The organism is Myxococcus sp. AM010 (genome assembly GCF_013372585.1).
Taxonomy (GTDB): domain Bacteria; phylum Myxococcota; class Myxococcia; order Myxococcales; family Myxococcaceae; genus Myxococcus; species Myxococcus vastator.
The window spans coordinates 1-18,329 of the sequence record NZ_JABXEO010000121.1 but is presented as its reverse complement, the minus strand read 5'-3'; the positions used below and the strand labels follow the sequence as shown (position 1 = coordinate 18,329).

The 18,329-nt window shown below is 68.3% G+C and carries 16 protein-coding genes and 1 pseudogene; all 17 read right to left on the bottom strand.

Going from position 1 to position 18,329, the window contains the following annotated elements; all coding sequences use genetic code 11:
• Positions 1–226 precede the first annotated feature (226 nt).
• Positions 227–1,006, bottom strand: coding sequence for a DedA family protein (locus tag HV826_RS33615; protein ID WP_176421120.1), 780 nt, complete (start codon positions 1,004–1,006; stop codon positions 227–229).
• Between the two features lie 359 nt (positions 1,007–1,365).
• Positions 1,366–1,836 (bottom strand): Crp/Fnr family transcriptional regulator, encoded by a 471-nt coding sequence (locus tag HV826_RS33610; protein WP_176421119.1) that lies wholly within the window; start codon positions 1,834–1,836, stop codon positions 1,366–1,368.
• A gap of 41 nt (positions 1,837–1,877) precedes the next feature.
• Positions 1,878–2,393 carry a gamma carbonic anhydrase family protein gene (locus tag HV826_RS33605; RefSeq protein WP_176421118.1) on the bottom strand — a complete coding sequence of 172 codons (516 nt, stop codon included), beginning with the start codon at positions 2,391–2,393 and terminating at the stop codon, positions 1,878–1,880.
• Positions 2,394–2,397: 4 nt separating this feature from the next.
• The gene (miaB, locus tag HV826_RS33600; protein WP_176421117.1) at positions 2,398–3,786 is read right to left on the bottom strand and encodes a tRNA (N6-isopentenyl adenosine(37)-C2)-methylthiotransferase MiaB; all 1,389 of its coding nucleotides are present in this window, start codon (positions 3,784–3,786) and stop codon (positions 2,398–2,400) included.
• A 73-nt stretch (positions 3,787–3,859) separates the two neighbouring features.
• A complete protein-coding gene (locus HV826_RS33595; protein ID WP_176421116.1) occupies positions 3,860–4,369 on the bottom strand; it encodes a hypothetical protein in 510 nt (169 codons plus the stop codon).
• Positions 4,370–4,401: 32 nt separating this feature from the next.
• Complete coding sequence (locus tag HV826_RS33590; RefSeq protein ID WP_176421115.1) at positions 4,402–5,799, bottom strand: VWA domain-containing protein; 1,398 nt, start codon at positions 5,797–5,799, stop codon at positions 4,402–4,404.
• Positions 5,800–6,008: 209 nt separating this feature from the next.
• Positions 6,009–7,304, bottom strand: a complete 1,296-nt coding sequence (locus tag HV826_RS33585) for a class I SAM-dependent RNA methyltransferase (RefSeq protein ID WP_176421114.1) — start codon at positions 7,302–7,304, stop codon at positions 6,009–6,011.
• A gap of 7 nt (positions 7,305–7,311) precedes the next feature.
• Positions 7,312–7,680, bottom strand: coding sequence for a TIGR02266 family protein (locus HV826_RS33580; protein WP_176421113.1), 369 nt, complete (start codon positions 7,678–7,680; stop codon positions 7,312–7,314).
• 62 nt (positions 7,681–7,742) lie between these two features.
• Positions 7,743–8,399 carry a CoA transferase subunit B gene (locus tag HV826_RS33575; RefSeq protein ID WP_163783631.1) on the bottom strand — a complete coding sequence of 219 codons (657 nt, stop codon included), beginning with the start codon at positions 8,397–8,399 and terminating at the stop codon, positions 7,743–7,745.
• Between the two features lie 11 nt (positions 8,400–8,410).
• A complete protein-coding gene (locus HV826_RS33570; protein WP_176421112.1) occupies positions 8,411–9,109 on the bottom strand; it encodes a CoA transferase subunit A in 699 nt (232 codons plus the stop codon).
• 81 nt (positions 9,110–9,190) lie between these two features.
• Complete coding sequence (locus HV826_RS33565) at positions 9,191–10,372, bottom strand: acetyl-CoA C-acetyltransferase (protein WP_176421111.1); 1,182 nt, start codon at positions 10,370–10,372, stop codon at positions 9,191–9,193.
• A gap of 221 nt (positions 10,373–10,593) precedes the next feature.
• A complete protein-coding gene (locus tag HV826_RS33560; RefSeq protein ID WP_176421110.1) occupies positions 10,594–13,098 on the bottom strand; it encodes a WD40 repeat domain-containing protein in 2,505 nt (834 codons plus the stop codon).
• 188 nt (positions 13,099–13,286) lie between these two features.
• On the bottom strand, positions 13,287–14,999 hold the full coding sequence (locus HV826_RS33555) for a 30S ribosomal protein S1 (RefSeq protein ID WP_002639616.1): 1,713 nt from the start codon (positions 14,997–14,999) through the stop codon (positions 13,287–13,289).
• A 297-nt stretch (positions 15,000–15,296) separates the two neighbouring features.
• Positions 15,297–16,442, bottom strand: a complete 1,146-nt coding sequence (locus tag HV826_RS33550) for an acyl-CoA dehydrogenase family protein (RefSeq protein WP_176421109.1) — start codon at positions 16,440–16,442, stop codon at positions 15,297–15,299.
• A gap of 10 nt (positions 16,443–16,452) precedes the next feature.
• Positions 16,453–16,884, bottom strand: coding sequence for an AgmX/PglI C-terminal domain-containing protein (locus HV826_RS33545; protein WP_176421108.1), 432 nt, complete (start codon positions 16,882–16,884; stop codon positions 16,453–16,455).
• Between the two features lie 5 nt (positions 16,885–16,889).
• Entirely contained in the window at positions 16,890–18,032 is a 1,143-nt protein-coding gene (locus HV826_RS33540) for an acyl-CoA dehydrogenase (RefSeq protein WP_176421107.1), read from the bottom strand.
• A pseudogene (locus HV826_RS33535) lies at positions 18,029–18,329 on the bottom strand (hypothetical protein); the annotation flags it as partial. The pseudogene HV826_RS33535 and the gene HV826_RS33540, both read right to left, overlap by 4 nt.

The window sequence follows — 18,329 nt, the reverse complement described above, 5'->3', positions numbered from 1 at the left end:
GCCCTCGGCCTCGGAGGGGGCCGGGGGGACGGCTTGCGCCTGCGCGGTGCTCGTCGCTGCGAGCAGGACCACGGCACAGGCACGAAGAAGAGTCTTGGGCATTCGCAGGGCTCGGATGAAGGTCGACGTTGAGGCTATCCCTCAATCCTGACCCTGATCCCGGAAGCCCGGCAACCACGGAAGACGCCGGGGAAGCGGTCGTCCCCGGCAGCCTTTGTTCGAAGGCCTACGACTTCTGCAGCTCGTGCGAGCTGTCGGCGGTGGCCTGCTCCGGCGCCGCGACGAACAGGGCGTCGCCCGTGCTGGACACCTGGGGGCGCAGCGGCACGGCCACTGAGTCGTGGACCAGCGCGGGCACCGCCACGGGCTCCACGACGGCGGTGGCCTGGGCGCGCTGCGCGGCCTGCCGGCGGCGCCACACGAAGTAGCCGATGGCGGCCACGGCCAGCACGCCCATGACGGCGAACTGCCCTTCCTTGAACTTGGAGATCATCGTGTCCAGCTCGCCACCGAAGTGGAAGCCGAGCCAGATGAACACGGGCGCGGACAACAGCGCCGCCAGGCCATCCCAGAAGATGAAGCGCCAGTAGGACATGCCCACGGAGCCCGCGGTGAAGTACGTCACGGCGCGCACGCCCGGCATGAAGCGGGCGATGCAGACAATCTTCTGGCCGTGCTTGACGAAGAGACCTTCCACCTTCGCGCGTTTCTCGGGAGTGACGATGCGGGCGAAGAAGCCGCCGCTGCCCTCACGTCCCAGCTTCCCGCCCAGCCGGCGGCCCGCGAGGTAGATGAGGCTGTCCCCGACGAGGATGCCCGCGAAGCCGACCACCATCATCACCGACAGGTTGGCGGCCCCCTTGTGGGCCAGGAAGCCCCCGAGGATGAGGGAGATGTCCTCCGGGAGAGGAACACCCAGACCGCAGGCCACCAGGATGCCGAACACGGTGGCATAGGCAAAGAAGCCCTGCGAGTCGCCGAGGAGGTTGGTGAGAATTTCTTGCACGCGTCGTCCTGTCCGTTCACGTCCGAAGGGCCCGCCCCGGCATTCACCTGAGGCCGCCCCTCTAGCGCCCAGACATCAACCGGGCGCGGGTCGTCAAAACTCCGGGTCCAACAAGGGGAATCGCCTCCCCCCTTCTTATTCTCCGACCGCAGCCTCCCGCTGCCCCACTGTCCCAACGTCGCGCAGCCCCTTCGGGCAGCCTGCCCACCTGGGTGCCAATCGTCCAGGAGGCCCATGCCGCCCTGGCCCGCCCCGCGCGACGAGGTGGGAACTCCAGCCACCAGGCCCTACCCCGACCCGCACAGCCAGGGCCGCCGAGCAGCTTAACCACCGCCCGCCCGAATGGCGCCTCCATCGGCTCAGGCCGCGGGGGCTTTTCGAATCAGCGTGCGCAGCATGTCCCGGTTGTCGCGGGCCTTCTGGCCGAAGTGCGCGACGATGCCCATCAGCAGCTTCACGCAGGCTTGCGGCTTGCTAGCCAGGAGTTTCTGGAAATCCGCGGCGCGAATCTCCAGGGCCGACACGTCGGTGACGGCGGTGGCGGTGCACAGCCGCTCACCCTTCTGCACCAGGGCCAGCTCACCCAGGGGCTCGCCGGAGCCGACCTCACCCAGGGACACGTCCTCGCCCGCGGCGCTCCTGGCGCTCAGGCGCACGGTACCCTCACCGACGATGAGGAGAGACTCCCCCGTCTTGCCTTCGGCGAAGAGCGCGGTTCCTTTGGGGAACGCCCGCGCGACGGCGACCCCGGCGAAGATCTGGATGCCGGTGTCCGTGAAACCCTTGAACAGCGGACACGCCTTGAGCGTTGTGGCAGGCACGAGAGCCATGCATGTGCTCCTAACACGCCCAGCGTAGGCTCGCGAGCGACTCAGCGGGCCGTGTGGTACTCGGCCGCGAGCAGCACGTAGTGCTGGGCGGACATCAAGAGGAACTCACGCTCCGCCTCGGTGATGGGGCGCTTCACCCGGCCCGGAGAGCCCACCACCAGTGAGCCCGGCGGAACCTTCGTGCCCGGCGTCAGCAGGGCCCCCGCGCCGATGATGCAGTCGTCCCCCACCTCCGCGTCATCCATGACGGTGGCGCCCATGCCCACCAGCACCCGGTTGCCGATGGTGCACCCATGGAGGATGACGTGGTGCCCCACCGTCACGTCGTCCCCCACCGTGGTGGCGGACCTGCCGCTGGTGACGTGAACCAGGGAGAGGTCCTGCACGTTGGTGCGCTTCCCGATGCGGATGGGATTCACGTCCCCGCGCAGCACGCAGTTGAACCAGATGGAGGAGTCCTCCCCCACCTCGATGTCGCCCACGAGCTGGGCGGAGTCGTCCACGAAGCAGCCCGGGTGGACGCGGGGGGACATTCCTCGGAACGTTCTCAGCGGCATGGCGCTACGCCTCCGCGACGACGTGGAGCGGCGCCTCGGCCAGGGGCACCGGCAGCGGCTCCACCGTGGGGGGCTTGAGCAGGGCCACCTGCTTGCCCGCGAGCTGGTTGGGGGTGGCGCGCTCCACCTTCACCGTCACGAAGGCGCCCGCGGGGGCGTCCCCTTCGAAGTTGACGGTGCGGTTCTCCGGCGTGCGGCCAAAGCGCTTGGTGGCGTCGTAGCGCGAGTGCCCCTCCACCATGACCTCCACCTCCGAGCCCACGAGCGCCGCGGTGATTTCGCCGCTGATGCGCCGCTGCAGCTTCTGCAGCCGCTCCAGGCGGGCGATCTTCACCTCGTGCGGCACCGGGCCCCAGTCCTTCTCGCGCAGGGCCGCGCCCGTCTTGGGCCGCGGGCTGTAGACGAAGGAGAACTGGTTGTCGTAGCGGACCTGCTCGGTGAGCTGCATCGTCAGCTCGAACTCCTCCTCGGTCTCCCCGGGGAAGCCGACGATGATGTCCGTGGTGACGGCGATGCCCGGCCGCGCCTCGCGCAGCTTCGCCAGGCGCTCCAGGTACTGCACCACCGTGTAGTCGCGGCGCATCATCTTCAGGATGCGGTCGCTGCCACACTGCACCGGCAGGTGGAAGTGCGGGGTGATCTTCGGCTGGACGCGGAAGGCTTCGATCAGCTCGTCGGACAAGTCGTGCGGGTGGCTGGTGGTGAAGCGCACGCGCTCGATGCCGGGGACCTCCGCGGTGCGCAGCAGCAACTGCGCGAAGGAGATGCCGCCCGCGTAGGAGTTCACGTTCTGGCCGATGAGCGTCACCTCGCGCACGCCGACCTTGGCCAGGTCCGCCACCTCGACGAGCACGTCCGGGAACGCCCGGCTCACCTCGCGGCCGCGCGTGTGCGGCACGATGCAGAACGAGCAGACGTTGTCGCAGCCCTTCATCACCGTGACGAACTCGGTGACCTTGCCGCGGGACGTCTCCGGGTCGGCGCGCGGGAAGACGTACTCCTCCGAGTTCACGAAGGCCGTCTCCACCACCCGCGCCCGCTCCGCGGACACCCGGCCGATGATGTCCGGCAGGCGCGCGATGTTGTCGGGGCCGAAGACGAAGTCCAGGTACGGCACCTTCTTGAGGAGCTTGTCCTTCTCCTGCTGCGCCACGCACCCGCCCACGCCAATCAGCGCGCCGCGGCTGGCCTTCACCGGCTTGTACCGCCCCAGGGCGGACAGCATCTTGTCCTCCGCCTTCTCCCGGATGGAGCAGGTGTTGAGGATGATGAGGTCGGCGTTGTCCGGCACCGGCGTCGGCGCGTAGGACATCTGGCTCAACACCTCGCTCATGCGGAGCGAGTCGTTGACGTTCATCTGGCAGCCGAAGGTGTGGATGAAATAGCGCTTCATGGAAGAACCCTGAGCAAGTACGTGCCCTTATCCGATGGCCGGACGCGGAATGCAACCGGCCGCCCGCCCGCCTTCATCCCCGGCTGAGCAGGTGCGTCAGGCGGGTGTGCAGGTCCACCAGCTCCGCCTCGCGGGCCCGGAGCAGCACCAGGGCGTCCTCGCCGTAACGCCGCGCCAGGGCATCGGTTTCGCGCTCCTTCTTGACCAGCTCGTCCTGGATGCGGCCCGTGAGCTCGTCCGCCGCGCCGCCCTGGAGCTGCCCCAGCTTGTCCTGGAGCTTGCGGACCGCCCAGCGCCGCCCGCCGAAGGCTCGCAGCAACGCGCTGCCCTGCTCCGCTGTCTTGGCGTCCAACCCCGACGCGGCCAGGGCCTCGGTGTGGGCCTGGGCCAGGGTCTCCGTCCCCTGCCCGGAGGCGTGGGCGAGGTAGGTCTGCTGGTAGCAGACCAGGGCGTCGAGCATCGCCGCGTCCAGCGGGGGCGCGGCCCAGCGCAAGGTGCGGTCGTCGGCGGCGGTGAGGTCCGTGGATGGCTCCCGGTTGGGGACGTCCTGGAAGCCGTTGTCGTCGAAGAGGAAGGAAGCCATGGGGAGGTGCCTTGGGAGGGATGGGCCCGGGACTACGCGGGCACGAGCTGGTCGGCGATCCGGGTCAGGTCCGCCACGGAGGTGACGACGACGGCCTGGTGACAGTGCTTCTCGTAGGTGAGCATCTCACTGTCGCCAATGCCCCAGTTGCCACGCTCCTCGGGGCAGATCCACAAGAGCCGCTTCGCCTTGCGGCGCAGGTCCTTGAGGGCCCAGGCGTTGTTCGCGTTGTAGTTGTTCCGCCCGTCGCCAATCACCATGACGGTGGTGCGGCGGGTGATGCTTCCCAGGTGGTCCCGGCTGAAGTCGGCCAGGGCGCGGCCGTAGTTGGAGTTCGCGCTCAGGGACACCGTCTTGCCCGCGGTGGCCATGTCGATGGCGGCGTCCACGTCCAGGTCCTTGAAGTACTGCGTCACCTCGCCCACGTCGGACACGAAGACGAACGAGCGCACGCGGACGAAGAGCGACTGCATCGTGTGCATGAACAGCAGCATCATCCGCGACGCCTGCCGCACGGAGTCGGACACGTCGCAGAGCACCACCAGCTCCGGGCGCTCCGGGCGGCGGCTGCGGAACTGGGGCACCATGGGCACCCCGCCCCACGGCAGGTTCCGGCGCAGGGTGCGCCGCACGTTGAGGGCGCCCTTGCGGTGCGAGCGCTGCTTCCGGATGAGCCGGCTGCGCAGCTTCTCCGCCAGGGTGCGCACGGCGGACTCCATCTGGTCCACCTCCGCCTGGGTGAGCAGGTGCAGCGGCTTGTCCGCGGCGGTGTCGGTGCGGCGGCGGATGCGGGCCTCCGCCTGGCGCTTCACCTCCTGGCGCGCGGCGTCCTCGATCTTCCGCATCGCGGCGGCGACATGGCGCGAGACAATCTCCACCCCTTCCGGCGTGAGGCCCCGGGAGCGCAGCTCGTCCTCGAGCGACTTCATGTCGTTCCGGGCCTTGTCCGCCCCGGCCGCCGCCAGCATGCGCCGGGAGAAGAAGCCCGACTGGAGCGGGCTCTCCATCCGCGACAGGTCGAGCTGCAGCGAGGCCATCCGGAAGATCTGCGCCAGCCGGGCCCGGTCTCCCATCAGCACGGCCTGGGCCAGGGGCGACATCTCCGGGAGGAGCTGGTGCATCTGGATGAGGACCATCTTCAGCAGGTCGCCCTCCAGGTAGCCCTCCTCTTCCAGTTGCTGCGCCAGCGACTTGTCGATGGCCTCGAACGTCCGCGCCGCGCCGGAGAAGTAGAACTCGAAGGCCCGGTTGAAGGTGTCCACGTCCAGCTCGCGCTTCACCAGCGTGGTGCGGAGCACCGAACGGAACAGGCTCCGGTCCTTGAGGCCTACCTCGGACGTGGCGCGCAGCGCGTCCTGGACCTCGGACGTACTGACACGCACACCGTTCTGGCGGAGGACTTCGGCGAACTCGACGATGCGGGCATCCACGCAACCATCATGTCCGGGGACGGCCCGCGCGCAATCGGGAATGCACGACCATGAAGCAAGTGGACGCCTGCCTCCCTGGTACACGCGGTGTAATCACTAAAATTTACTGAATTTCGGATTATTCTTACTTGTGTCCAGAGTGAACGCCGCTGCGCTCCCCTATCGGCCTGCTCAGCGCGACAAAGACTGGTGGTACGTGTTGGCGCTGTTCAGGCCGACCGCTCGAAGGACATCACGGCCTCGACGTGATGCGTCTGAGGGAACATGTCGACCACCTGGAGGGCCAGGGGCTTGTAGCCCGCGGCGACCAGGCCCGCGGCGTCCCGAGCCAGGGACGCCGGATCACACGCCACGTACACCACGCGGCGCACGCCCAGGGCCGTCATCCACTTCGCCAGGCCCGGGGCGCCCGCGCGCGGCGGGTCCGCGAGGCACACGTCGAAGCGGCGCTGTTCAGCCACCAGCCCGTCGCACACCTTGCGGGCGTCACCCTGGATGAAGCGCACATTCGTCACCCCGCCCTCCCGAGCACTCCGCTGGGCCAGCTCCACGCCCACGGGGGAGGACTCCACGCCCAGCACGGACGCGGCGGTCCCGGCCAGGGGGAAGGTGAAGTTGCCGTTGCCCGAATAGAGCTCCAGCACGGTGTCGGACTCTCGGGCTCCCAGCTCGTACACGGCCGAGGTCACCAGCCCCACATTGGCCTCGGCATGGGCCTGGGCGAAGGCATCCGGTCGCAGGTACAGGGGGACCTCCGGCCGCAGCGGTGAGCAGGCGCGCAGCGCGGGCTTGCCCAGGAGCCTGGCCGAGCCTTCCTTCGGCACCAGCACCGCCCCCTCCAGCCGCAGGGCGCGCACGGCCGCCTCGGCGGCCTCCAGGTGGCGCGCCGTCACCGGGCCGCTGAGCTTCACGGCGAACGCGGCCTTGTCCCCTTCCGCCAGCAGCAGCACATCCTCGGTGTCCTTCGCCAGGGGCTTGAGCAGCGGAGCCAACTGGCCGGGAAGCGCGGTGAGCACGGGCGTGAGCGCGCCACAGCGTTCCACGGGCACGCGCTCGTGGCTGCGCCGGCCGAAGTATCCCAGCGCCCCCTTGCCCGCGGGATGCAGCACCGCGCGGCGCCGGTAGCCCCAGTCGCGAGGCGCCACCAGCAGCGGACGCACGGTGAAGCGGTCCCGAGCCAGGTGGCCCAGGTGCTCCAGCGTCGACAGGACGATCTCCTGCTTCGCGGCGCGCTGGGCGGGCTCGGCCAGCCCCAGCCAGTCACAGCCTCCGCAGTCGGACGCGTACACGCAGGGCGCGTCACGCCGGTCCGGGCCTGGAGACACCACCTGCCGGAGGATTCCGCGCAGCACGCGGCCTTGCGTCTCCAGGTGGACGCGCACGGTGTCACCCGGGAAGGTCCCCGGGACGAAGACGGTGCGCCCCTGCCAGGAGGCCACGCCTTCGCCGAGCTGGCCGAGGCGCTCGACAGTCAGTTGGACGGGAAGTTCAGGGAGCGGCAGCATTCAGGCGCTACTCGGGCGGGAGTTCCGAGCGCAGGCGCTCCACGAACTCCTCGATACGCGTTCGCTTGTCTTCATCAACGTCCAGGAACTCCACCGCCATCCCTGGGGACTGGGGCGCGGGCACGCCCACGGCATTGGTGCGCGTCACCCGCCCCTTCAGCTCCACGGGGAAGTGCGCGCCGGGAAGCGTCACCAACAGGCGCACCACCGTGTCCACGGACAGCGGCTTGTCGGTGTTGATGTACAGGCCACCCTTCGACAGGTTCACCGCCCAGTCGGTGACGAAGCCGGAGACGCTGCGGTAGGCCACCGGCAGCTCGTACTCCAGACGGGGCGCGCGGGGATGAGGGGTCGAGGTGTCGGGACTGTCTGCCATGGGAAGCGCTCCGCCGCGGGATTCGTACAACGCCCGCGGCGGCGCACCTTAACTCCACACGCTCAGACTTTCATCTCACGGACGTCGGGGGCCACCGTCAGCTTCGGCTCGGTGAGCTTCTGCACTTGCTCCACCGTCACGCCGGGGGCCACCTCGCGCAGGATGAGCCCCTGCGGCGTCACGTCGATGTACGCGTGGTCCGTGACGATGTGGTGGATGCACTTGAGGCCCGTCAGCGGCAGCGAGCACTTCTTGAGGATCTTGGGCTTGCCGTCCTTGTTGGCGTGCTCCATGGCCACGAAGATGCGCTGGGCCCCGACGGCCAGGTCCATGGCGCCGCCCATGCCCTTGATCATCTTCCCGGGGATCATCCAGTTGGCCAGGTCGCCTTCTTCGCTGACCTCCATGGCGCCCAGCACGGCCATGTCGATGTGGCCGCCGCGGATCATCCCGAACGACAGCGCCGAGTCGAAGAACGCGGCGCCGGGCACCGCCGTCACCGTCTCCTTGCCGGCGTTGATGAGGTCGGGGTCCTCCTGGCCCTCCACGGGCCAGGGGCCAATGCCCAGCAGGCCGTTCTCCGACTGGAGCACGATGTCCATGCCCGGCGGGATGTAGTTGGCCACCAGGGTGGGCATGCCGATACCCAGGTTGACGTAGAAGCCGTCCCGCAGCTCCTGGGCGATGCGCTGTGCAATCTGTTCACGAGTCAGTGGCATGGCTGGGCTCCTCAGGCCGACTTGCGGACGGTGCGCCGCTCGATCCACTTCTGGAGGTTCTTCGCCTGGATGATGCGCTTCACGAAGATGCTCGGGATGTGCACCAGGTCCGGGTCCAGCTCACCGGGCTCCACGATGTGCTCCGCCTCGACGATGGTGACCTTGGCCGCCATGCACATCATCGGGGAGAAGTTCCGCGCCGTCTTGCGGAACACCAGGTTGCCCCAGCGGTCCGCCTTCCACGCGCGGACGATGGCGAAGTCCGCCTTCAGCGGCGTCTCCAGCACGTGCGGCCGCCCGTCGATGACGCGCGTCTCCTTCCCTTCGGCCACCTGGGTGCCGGCGCCCGTCGGGGTGAAGAAGCCGCCAATGCCGCAGCCGCCCGCGCGGATGCGCTCGGCCAGGGTGCCCTGCGGGGTCAGCTCCACCTCCAGCTCACCGGAGAGGAACTGCCGCTCGAACTCCTTGTTCTCTCCCACGTAGCTGGACACCATCTTCTTCACCTGCTTGTTCTGAAGCAGGATTCCGAGCCCCAGCTCGGTGGTGCCGCAGTTGTTGGAGATGATGGTGAGGTCCTTCACGTTCTTCCGGTGAAGTGCCTCGATGAGATTCTCCGGGTTGCCGCACAGCCCGAAGCCGCCGCTCATGAGCGTGCAGCCGTCTGGGATGTCGGCGACCGCCTCGTCCGCGTTCGCGTAGACCTTGTTCATCCGCCCTCCCGCACGTGCGAACGGGGTGAAGGCCCTTCTCAGGCCCCCACCCCGTGTCCCTCCCCTATCGGGAGAGGAAGTTCAGCGCTCCACCATCAGCGCGATGCCCTCGCCACCGCCAATGCACAGCGACGCGACGCCGCGCTTCTTGTCCAGGTCCTTCATCGTCTGCAGCAGCGTCACCAGCACGCGCGCGCCGGACGCGCCAATCGGGTGGCCCAGCGCCACCGCGCCGCCGCGCACGTTCACCTTCGACACGTCCAGGCCGAGCAGCCGGTTGTTCGCGATGGACACCACCGCGAACGCCTCGTTGATCTCCCAGAGGTCCACGTCACCCGCGCTGACGCCCTTCTGGGTCAGCAGCTTGTTGATGGCGTCCGTGGGGGCGATGGTGAACTCCACCGGCTTGCGCGCCGCCTGGGCGTAGCCCGTGATGCGGCCCAGGATGGTGCGGCCCTCGGCCTTCGCGCGCTCCTCGCTCATCAGCACCAGCGCCGCGGCGCCATCGTTGATGGAGGACGCGTTGGCGGCCGTCACCGTGCCGTCCTTCTTGAACACCGGCTTCAGGCCCGGAATCTTCTCCGGCTTCGCGTTGCGGGGACCCTCGTCGTCGGAGACGGTGACGACGTCCTCCGGCTTCTTGCCGGGAATCTGGACCGGGACGATCTCCGCCTTGAACAGGCCGTCCTTCTGGGACTGGATGGCGCGGCGCGTGGACTCCAGCGCGTACTCGTCCTGCTGCGAGCGGCTGATGTCCTGCGTCGTGGCGCACGCCTCGGCGCAGAGGCCCATGTGGACGTTGCCGTACACGTCCCAGAGGCCGTCGTGGATCATCGCGTCCTTGAACTCCACGTTGCCCATGCGCGCGCCGCCACGCATCGTGTGGCTGATGTAGGGCGCGTTGCTCATTGACTCCATGCCGCCCACGACGACGACGTCCGCCTCACCCAGGGCAATGGCCTGCGCGCCCGCGCTGACGGCCTTGAGGCCGGAGCCACAGACCTTGTTGAGCGTGGTGGCGGGGACCGTCTCAGGCAGACCGGCGAAGATGGCCGCCTGGCGAGCGGGCGCCTGGCCGACGCCGGCGGTGAGCACGCAGCCCAAGATGACTTCCTGCACGGCCTCGGGCTTCACGCCCGCGCGCTCCAGCGCCGCCTTGATGGCGATCGCGCCCAGCTGCGGGGCCGTCAGCTTGGCGAGCGCGCCCTGAAAGGCACCAATGGGGGTACGGGCCGCGCCCACGATGACGACGTCACGAGCCATGAAAACTGCCTCCTCTTGAGGATGTGCGGATGACCTTCGATAACAGCGTCGGTGGCCCTTATCACCGGCCACTTCACCGAGTTCAAGCATCGTTGCTCGCCACACGAATGGGAGCGTCCACTGCGCACGACGCAACGCGCCAGCTCTCGTAACCGTTTGAAGTCACGAGGCCTGGCGGCTCGGACCCCACGCCCCTGCCCGCCCGACCGGTCGGACGGTTTCTACCGGGCGTGCCAGGTGACCAGCGACATGTCTGCTCCGCTCGTGGTGAAGACCGCGCCATCTCCGCGCCACGAGGCGCCCAGGACCAGGCTGTCGTGAGCGCCCAGGACGCTGTGTGAGAGATGCCCGGTCTCCAGGACCTGCCACTGGAAGACGAGCCGCTCCGTGCCGCCGCCGGCGAAGGAGGTGCCGGCCGGGTGCCACGCGAGGGCAAGCTGGGTGGTCCAGGTGGGGGTCTCCGCGATGACAGCGCCCGTCTCCACGTCCAGCACGGACACCCCGCGCCTGTCGCTACAGGCCAGCCGGGTTCCATCCGGGCTGAGCACCGCGGTGGACAGGAGCTCCCAGGCGGACTCCACGCGTCGGAGCGCGCCGGACGGGAGGTTCCAGATATCCCAGGCCGCGTGGGAGTAGACGATGATCAGCGACGCTCCATCCTGCGTCCATCCCAGCCCCACGACCGGGCCGTCTGTCTCTGGGATTCGGAGCAACTCCACGCCCGAGGCGACATCCCAGACCTGGATGCTGGTTCCCTTCCCGGTGAGGAACACCGTCGCGCCCACGCTCGCCAGGGTGCGTCCATCCGGGCTCAACGCGACGTGGTCTACCTCCAGGGGCCGCTCCCGGGGGCCCATCATCATCTGGAGCGGCGGTTGTGCCAGGCGGCCCTGTTCGACGTCCCAGAGGCAGATGCGTCCATCCGTTCCTCCCGACGCGAGCCGCGTGCCGCTGGCGTTCCAGGCCAACGAACGGACATGGTTGCCATCATGTCCGTCCAGGGTGGCGATGGCCCGGCCCGTCGTCCCCCAGAGCCGGACCTTGCCGTCGTGCCCCGCGGAAGCGAGCCGGTCCCCTGCGGGACTCCACGCCGTGGCGGCCACCTCCGACGTGTGCGCCAGCAACTCGTTGCGCGACAGCCGTGCTTGCGGTGCATCCACGCTGAAGATGGACACCGACGCGGGCTCGCTCTCCACCGCCACGAATGACTCCTGTCGCGGGTGGAAGCGCACGGCGCTGTAGCCCAGCGCGCTCAGCGGGTTGCGTGGCACCTCGGAGCCTTCCGCCACCACCACGCCGGTGGTGACGTTCAAGACCGTCAGCGAGTGGAGCGCGTCCACCAGGACGAGCCAGTTCTTCGTCGGGCTCCAGTCCATGCGGGACGACGTGCTCCACGAACCGAACCACGAGGCCTGGAGCGCATGGGTCACCGTGTCGTACACACGGACATTCCGGTAGCTCCCCACCGCGTAGCGCTCACCCTCGGGGCTCCAGGCGAAGCTATCCGCGTTGACCACTTCCTGAACTTGCACCCAGGGATCCAACGTGTGGATCTCCACCTGTTCGCCCTGCACCTCGAGCGCGATCCTCGCGCCATCCGGGCTCCAATGGATGCGCCGAACCGTGCGAGCCGTCCGCAAGGGCGTGCGGCGCTCCGCCCCCGTGGAGGCGGACCAGAAGCGAACCTCCGCGCCGCCCTCCCCCAGGTTGCTGACGCTGGCCAGCTCGTCTCCTTGCGCGGACCAGGTCACCCCCACCACCGGCCCCTCATGGGCGCTCCACGTCTGGCGGAACGCCTCGGTCGCCGGATCAATCAGGCCCAACCGCCCGTCCTCAAGCCCAACAGCCAGGTCCTCATACCGCGGCCCCCAGGACACCGAGCGCATGTCGACGGCGTCCATGCGGAGCACGCGGGCGACATGCCCGAGCCCCGCATTCCAGATGCGCAGGCGGCCACCCTCGTTCCTTCGGTCCAACACGGCGAGCAGCCAGCCCTCGGGGCCCCACGTCGCGTCGGTCGGGTGGTAGGCCCCCGTCTGGCGCCACTCCGCGGCATGCGCCTCCAGACGGGCAAACCCCGCACCACAGTGGCGGTTGTGCTCGACCTGGAAGACGCCGGGCGCGGCCTCGGTACCGCAGCGGAGCATTCCCGCGAAGCGCCAGCCAGGCTGCGGTTCCACTGACAGAGACACATGGGTTCCTACGTCGAAGCGCGCGCTGCAGGTGGTGGGGCAGTCGATTCCGCCAGGCGTGCTCGTCACGCGCCCCTGGCCGAAGAGCTCCACCTTGAACTCCCGCTTCCCGTCGTCCGGCGGCGGCGGCCGTTGCACACGGAAGGGCACCTGCTCGGACCACGCCCCCAACTGCCCATGCGTATCAACGGCGCGGCAGCGGGCCGTGAACTCCCCCACGGCCTGGAAGGTGGGCGTCACGTCGCCGGCCGTGCCGCTGGGAACGCGGGGAGTCATCCCGACTTCGGCCCGCGCGCGCCCCCAGTCGAACACGTAGAGCAGCGCGTCACCGTCCGGATCCTCGGCGATGCACCGGAAATGTCCCGCCTCTCCCTGCGTGAACTGCGCGACGGAGACCTCGATGCGCGCCGAGCCCGGGGGCTGGGACGCAGAGGGGTCCGGGGGGCTTCCACCCGAACACGCGAACACCGCACTCAACGTGAGCGCATAGGCCAGTCCGGAGCAGAGGCCCCGGCACAAAGTACGAGCAACCATGGAATTGTCCCCCACGCGCTCGGCCCCGATACGCGTAGGACCCTGCTTAGCGCCCGGCCTGACTCCAAGTCAAAGCCGTCCCAGCGGCGCGAGCCCGCACCGGGACGGAGATGCCCCGAAACGGCAACGGCCGGGCCCCCTCTTCGGGAACCCGGCCGTCTCGCCGTGTGGGCGCGTGCGGCTGAAGACTACTTCTTCAGCTTGCTCGCCATCACGTCGCCGAGGCGCGCCTTCGAGCCTTCCGCCTGCTTGCGGAGGTACTCGCGGTAGTCCTCGCCCTCGCCGATCAGCGCCTTCATCGACAGCGCGACCTTCCGGTCCGGGGTGTTGATGTCGATGATCTTCACCTCGACATCCTGCGCCTCCTGCACCACGTCACGCGGGTTCTCGACACGCTCCTCCTTCAGCTCGGAGACGTGGACGAGGCCCTCGATGCCCGGCTCGATCTCCACGAACGCGCCGAAGTCGGTGACCTTGGTGACCTTGCCCTTCACGCGGCTGCCCACGGGCAGGCGCTCGGACAGCGTCTCCCAGGGGTCCGGCTGGAGCTGCTTGATGCCCAGGCTGAAGCGCTCGTTCTCGACGTCGATGTTGAGCACCACCGCCTCGACCTCGTCGCCCTTCTTGAACATCTCGCCCGGGTGCTTGATGCGCACCGTCCAGGAGATGTCGGAGACGTGCACCAGGCCGTCCACGCCCTCCTCGACGCCGACGAACACGCCGAAGTCGGTGACGTTGCGGATCTGACCCTTGATGACGGAGCCGATCGGGTACTTGTCCTCGAGCAGCGTCCAGGGGTTCTGCTCGATCTGCTTCATGCCCAGCGCGATGCGCTTGGCCTTCGGATCGATGTCCAGGACGACGGCCTCCACCTCCTGGCCGACCTCCAGGATCTTGGACGGGTGCTTGAGGCGCTTGGTCCAGGACATCTCGGACACGTGCACCAGACCCTCGACGCCCTGCTCGATCTCGATGAACGCGCCGTAGTCCGTGATGGACACGACCTTGCCGCGCACGCGGGTGCCGACCGGGTACTTCTCGTCGGCGCGGTGCCACGGGTCCTCCTGGATCTGCTTCAGGCCCAGGCTGACGCGCTCCTGCGTCGGGTCGAACTTGAGGACGACGACGCGAACCTCGTCACCCACGTTGAACATCTCGCTCGGGTGACCGATGCGGCCCCACGACATGTCCGTGATGTGGAGCAGACCGTCGATACCGCCCAGGTCGATGAACGCACCGTAGTCGGTGAGGTTCTTGACCACGCCCTTGAGGACGGCACCCTCCTTGAGGTTCTTGAGGGTCTCCTTCTTCATCTCCTCGCGCTGCTTCTCGAGGAGGACGCGGCGGGAAAGCACGATGTTGCCGCGCTTCTTGTTGAACTTGATGACCTTGAACTCGAATTCCTTCGAGATGTACTGGTCAAGGTTCCGCACGGGGCGGATGTCAACCTGCGAGCCGGGCAGGAACGCCTTCACGCCGATGTCGACGGACAGGCCGCCCTTCACGCGACCGACGATGGTGCCCTTGACGATCTCATCGCGCTCACACGCGGCGCTGATCTCGTCCCAGATGCGCATCTTGTCGGCCTTCTCCTTGGAGAGGACGACCATGCCGGTGTCGTTCTCACGGCTCTCCAGGAGGACCTCGACGGGGTCACCGGCCTGAACCGAGACCTCTCCGCGAGGATTGGTGAACTCGGAGATCGGGACCTGTCCCTCGGACTTGTAGCCGATGTCGACAATCGCGAAGTCCTTCGTCACCTGGACCACGGTGCCCTTGACGATCTCCCCTTCCTTCAGGATCCCGTCACCACCGCGCTCCTTGAGCGAGGCCTCGAACATTGCGGCAAAGTCTTCGTCGCCGCCGTCCATCCCGACCTGCTGGTTCACGTTCTGCTGCATGAAATGGAAGTCCTTTAAAACCGGTACAACTGCCCCCTGATGGTGGTTTTTCCGTAGCGGCCTGCGGGGAGCAGCGGGCCGGGACGTGCGTCCTCCTCATTGAGGACTTGATTTGATGGAAGCCGCGCAACCTAGACACCGGTGATTCCGGTAGTCAAGCGAGGTCGTGCCGCCTGTGCTGTTCCTGGCACCTAGTTAAGAACGCCTGCCCTGCCGTGCAGCCCTGTCCCGGAGGGCGTCTGTCCCCAGCCTGAGGCCCGAACAGGCGGCCAAGGCCCTGATATTCCAGGGCCGCGATCAGCCGTTCAGCTTGAAGCTCTCACGGGCAATCACCATCCGCTGCACCTCGCTGGTGCCTTCGTAGATGGTCTGCGCGCGGGCGTCGCGGAAGTACCGCTCCACCGGGAACTCGTCGATGTAGCCGTAGCCGCCGTGGAGCTGCACGGCCTTGTCGGCCACCTTGTTGCTCATCTCGCTGGCGAAGAGCTTCGCCATGGAGGCCTCGCGGGAGAACGGCTGGCCCTGCTCCTTCATGGACGCGGCGCGCAGCGTCAGCAGCTCCGCCGCCTCCAGTTGCACCTTCATGTCCGCGAGCATGAAGCGCGGGCCCTGGAAGTCGCCAATGGCCTGGCCGAACGCCTGGCGGTCCTTCACGTAGGCCACGGTCGCCTCGAGCGCCGCGCGGCCCACCCCGCAGGCCTGCGCCGCGATGCCAATGCGCCCGCCGTCCAGGGCCACCATGGCCAGCTTGAACCCCTGCCCTTCGGCGCCCAGCAGGTTCTCCGCCGGGACCTCGCAGTCCTCGAACGTGAGGGGCACCGTGTTCGAGGAGCGCAGGCCCATCTTGTCCTCGTGCTTGCCGATGATGAGCCCCTTCGTCCCACCTTCGACGATGAAGCACGACAAGCCCTTGTTGCCGGCGGGGGACGTGCGCGCCCACACCACCAGCACCCCCGCATGCGCGCCGGAGGTGATCCACTGCTTGCTGCCGTTGAGGACCCACGCCTCCCCGCGCCGCACTGCCGTGGTGCGCAGCGCGCCCGGGTCGGAGCCCGCGTGGGGCTCGGACAGCGCGAACGAGCCCGCGACGGCCTCGCCAGATGCCAGCCGCGTCACGTACTTCTCGCGCTGCGCGTCGGTGCCGAACGCGTTGATGAGCTCGCCGCACATGTTGGTGACGGCCATGGCGACGGACGTGGACGCGTCGGCCGCGGCCAGCTCCATCATCGCCAGCGCGTAGGACACCACGCCGGCCTCCGAACCGCCGTAGCGCGCTGGGAGGTTCACCCCCAGCAGGCCCATCTCCCCCAACTCCCGGAAGAGGTCCGTGGGAAAGCGCTCCTCGCGGTCCAGTGCTCGGGCCTGCGGTGCCACGCGCTCGCGGGCGAACTTGCGAGCGGCGTCGCGGATGAGGGTCTGCGTCTCGGTGAGCTCGAGGTTCACGGCGGTAGTCCTACTCGATGGCCTTGAGGTTGAACGGATATTCGATGGGGTGGTCCGCGCCGTCCGGGGGCTTCGGGAAGGTCATGGACGACAGGACGGCCTGGACGCAGTCGTGCAGGTTCGGGTCCTTCAGCGTGCTGGTCTTCTTCACCACCCGGGCGTCCTTCACCAGGCCGTTGGCGTCGATGGTGAAGGTCGTCATCAGGCGCCCCTCCACCGTCTGGTCCTTCTCCGCCATGTGGTCCTCGTAGCACTCCTGGATGCGGCGCTGGTGGTGCTGGACGACCTGACGGACGGAGTCGGGCGTGAAGGGCATGCGCTCGATGTCCGGCCCGTCGCGCTTGGCGGGGGCCGGCGTCGCGGGCGCCTTCGCGGGGGCGGCGCCCTGCGCGAGCGCCACCGCCGAGGCCAGGAGGACTGCGGAGAGAAGCGCTCGGGTCATGACGGTTACTCCCTCAGCAGGTTGGCGGCGATGACGATGCGCTGGATCTCGCTCGTCCCTTCGTAGATTTCGGTGATGCGCGCGTCGCGCACGTGGCGCTCCACGTCCATCTCCTTGCTGTAGCCCATGCCACCATGCACCTGCAGGGCCTTGTTCGCCACGCGGCTGGCCATCTCGCTGGCGTACAGCTTGGCCATGGCGCTCTCCGCGCTGTGGCGCACGCCCTTGTCCTTCTGCAGGGCCGCTCGCCACACGAGCAGCCGGGCCGCGTCGATCTCCGTGGCCATGTCGGCGATCATGAACTGGATGGCCTGGTGCTCGCGGATGGCCTTGCCGAAGGACTTGCGCTCACCGGAGTAGCGCACCGCCTCCTCGTACGCCGCGCGCGCGATGCCCAGCGCCTGCGACGCGATGCCGATACGGCCGCCGTCCAGCGTGCTCATGGCGATCTTGAAGCCCTCGCCTTCCTTGCCGAGCATGTACTTGGCCGGCACGCGCATGTCCTCGAAGAACATGGAGCAGGACCAGGCGGCGCTGATGCCCATCTTCTTGTCCGGCTCGGCGCGGATGAACCCCGGGGTGTCCGTGGGGACCATGAACGCGGTGATGCCCTTGTGGCCGGCCTCCCGGTTCGTCATGGTCATCAGGACGATGGCGTCGGCCTTGGGGCCGTTGGTGATCCAGTTCTTCGAGCCGTTGATGACGTACTCGTCACCCTTGCGCACGGCGACCGTCTTCTGCGCGGCGGCGTCGCTGCCGGCCTCGGGCTCGGTGAGGCCGAAGCAGCCCAGCTTCTCGCCCCGGGCGAAGGGCGCCAGGAACTGCTCCTTCTGCGCGTCCGTGCCGAACTTCATGATCGGATCGCAGTAGAGGGAGTTGTTCACGCTCATGATGACGCCGGTGGAGGCGCAGCCGCGGCTGATCTCCTCCATGGCGATGGCGTAACAGACGTTGTCCAGCCCGGCGCCGCCGTGCTGCTCGGGGACGGCCACGCCCAGCAGGGACAGCTCGGCGAGCTTCTTCACCGCGTCCGTCGGCCAGGCGTGGTGCTCGTCCCACTTGCGGGCGTTGGGGATGAGCTCCTTGGCCGCGAACTCGCGGGTCATCCGCTGGATTTCACGCTGGATGTCGGTCAACTCGAAGTTCATGGAACCTCCATAATATGAGGGGCTTCCCTCGGGAACAGCGAAGACGCGGCGCGTGCGCGGAAGCGCGCCGTGGCGTGCCGGTAGGACACCGTCCGGTCGCCTGAGACCCGGGATTCCCCGGGTGTACCCAAGAACATGTTGAGGGGCACCGTGACGTCGAGGCTGACGTCCAGCCGGCTCCCCTCCCCCGTCCATGCCCGCCGCACGACCACGGACAGGGTCCACGGCACCGTGTCGCGGTGCCGCTCGATGAAGTCATAGGACAACCCCAGCCCGACCACGCCCCCCGAGCCGTCC

Coding starts and splice junctions, on each gene's coding strand:
- HV826_RS33560 (WP_176421110.1), bottom strand. CDS start 13,098: ATGGTTGCTCGTACTTTGTGCCGGGGCCTCTGCTCCGGACTGGCCTAT.
- HV826_RS33570 (WP_176421112.1), bottom strand. CDS start 9,109: ATGAACAAGGTCTACGCGAACGCGGACGAGGCGGTCGCCGACATCCCA.
- HV826_RS33565 (WP_176421111.1), bottom strand. CDS start 10,372: ATGGCTCGTGACGTCGTCATCGTGGGCGCGGCCCGTACCCCCATTGGT.
- HV826_RS33595 (WP_176421116.1), bottom strand. CDS start 4,369: ATGGCTTCCTTCCTCTTCGACGACAACGGCTTCCAGGACGTCCCCAAC.
- HV826_RS33545 (WP_176421108.1), bottom strand. CDS start 16,884: ATGACCCGAGCGCTTCTCTCCGCAGTCCTCCTGGCCTCGGCGGTGGCG.
- HV826_RS33575 (WP_163783631.1), bottom strand. CDS start 8,399: ATGCCACTGACTCGTGAACAGATTGCACAGCGCATCGCCCAGGAGCTG.
- miaB (WP_176421117.1), bottom strand. CDS start 3,786: ATGAAGCGCTATTTCATCCACACCTTCGGCTGCCAGATGAACGTCAAC.
- HV826_RS33555 (WP_002639616.1), bottom strand. CDS start 14,999: ATGCAGCAGAACGTGAACCAGCAGGTCGGGATGGACGGCGGCGACGAA.
- HV826_RS33540 (WP_176421107.1), bottom strand. CDS start 18,032: ATGAACTTCGAGTTGACCGACATCCAGCGTGAAATCCAGCGGATGACC.
- HV826_RS33610 (WP_176421119.1), bottom strand. CDS start 1,836: ATGGCTCTCGTGCCTGCCACAACGCTCAAGGCGTGTCCGCTGTTCAAG.
- HV826_RS33585 (WP_176421114.1), bottom strand. CDS start 7,304: ATGCTGCCGCTCCCTGAACTTCCCGTCCAACTGACTGTCGAGCGCCTC.
- HV826_RS33605 (WP_176421118.1), bottom strand. CDS start 2,393: ATGCCGCTGAGAACGTTCCGAGGAATGTCCCCCCGCGTCCACCCGGGC.
- HV826_RS33580 (WP_176421113.1), bottom strand. CDS start 7,680: ATGGCAGACAGTCCCGACACCTCGACCCCTCATCCCCGCGCGCCCCGT.